This window comes from Roseateles sp. P5_E11 (assembly GCF_054049355.1).
The window spans coordinates 1-954 of the sequence record NZ_JBFUMO010001079.1 but is presented as its reverse complement, the minus strand read 5'-3'; the positions used below and the strand labels follow the sequence as shown (position 1 = coordinate 954).

At 65.0% G+C, this 954-nt stretch carries 1 protein-coding gene and 1 pseudogene; one reads left to right on the top strand and one right to left on the bottom strand.

Annotated elements, in window-relative coordinates:
- Nucleotides 1-24 precede the first annotated feature (24 nt).
- Nucleotides 25-588 carry a helix-turn-helix domain-containing protein gene (locus tag ACXJKR_RS33530; RefSeq protein WP_457326539.1) on the bottom strand — a complete coding sequence of 188 codons (564 nt, stop codon included), beginning with the start codon at nucleotides 586-588 and terminating at the stop codon, nucleotides 25-27.
- 99 nt (nucleotides 589-687) lie between these two features.
- Here ACXJKR_RS33530 and ACXJKR_RS33525 point away from each other — a divergent pair.
- Nucleotides 688-954: pseudogene (locus ACXJKR_RS33525) on the top strand (glycine C-acetyltransferase); the annotation flags it as partial.

Below are 954 nucleotides of genomic sequence, written 5' to 3'. Positions count from 1 at the left end.
CTCCTTGGTTGAACCCGCCGGAGTCTACGGGTGGAGCACCACCAAAAGTGCGGTCGCCGCCGACTTGCCTACGTTGCGGATGGCATGCGGGCCGTCCACCGCATAACGCGCCGTCTCGCCGGCCTTGAGCCTGTTCGTCATGCCCTGGGCGCTGACCTCCAGGCTGCCCGTCAGCACGCTCAGGTGCTCGCGCGAACCCGGCTCGTGGGCCTGGCTGTCCAGCACGCCGCCGGGTTGGATGTTCAGCTCGTACCACTCGAACTGCCCGGCCAGCTCGATGGGGCCGAGGATGCGCAGCTTGCAAAGCCCGTCCGGGCTGGTCAGCCCCGGCGTCGCGTGGGCCGGCACGGTCTCGATGGCAGGCGTCGCTGCGCGCTCGCCGCCCAGCAACTCACCCATGTCCACGCCCAGCGCATTGGCCAGCCGCCACACCACGGCCACCGTGGGATTGGCCTGGTTGCGCTCGATCTGCGACAACATCGACTTACTCACGCCGGCCCGCTTGGAGAGATCATCCAGCGACAGGCCACGGCTGCTGCGCAGCGCCTGCAGGGCGGCGCCGACGCGGGGCGGTTCGGTGTTGTCCATGTTCATGCTTGACCTGGATAGATGATTTTCAGATACTGCACAAAGGTTCGATATATCGAACGAGTTCACTAAACCGGATTGTGCATCAGGAGCAGCGCCATGAGCCAGGCCTTCTATCAACACCTGCAGACCGAGCTGGACAGCATCCGCGCCGCCGGGCTGTTCAAGTCCGAACGCATCATCACGACACCCCAGGGCGCCGTCGTGAAGACGGCCGACGGCCGCGAAGTCATCAACCTTTGCGCCAACAACTACCTGGGCTTGTCGTCGCATCCCAAGGTCATCGAGGCCGCGCATGAAGCCCTGCGCACGCATGGCTTCGGGCTGTCTTCGGTGCGCTTCATTTGCGGCACACAGGATGTGCAC

Coding starts and splice junctions, on each gene's coding strand:
- ACXJKR_RS33530 (WP_457326539.1), bottom strand. CDS start 588: ATGGACAACACCGAACCGCCCCGCGTCGGCGCCGCCCTGCAGGCGCTG.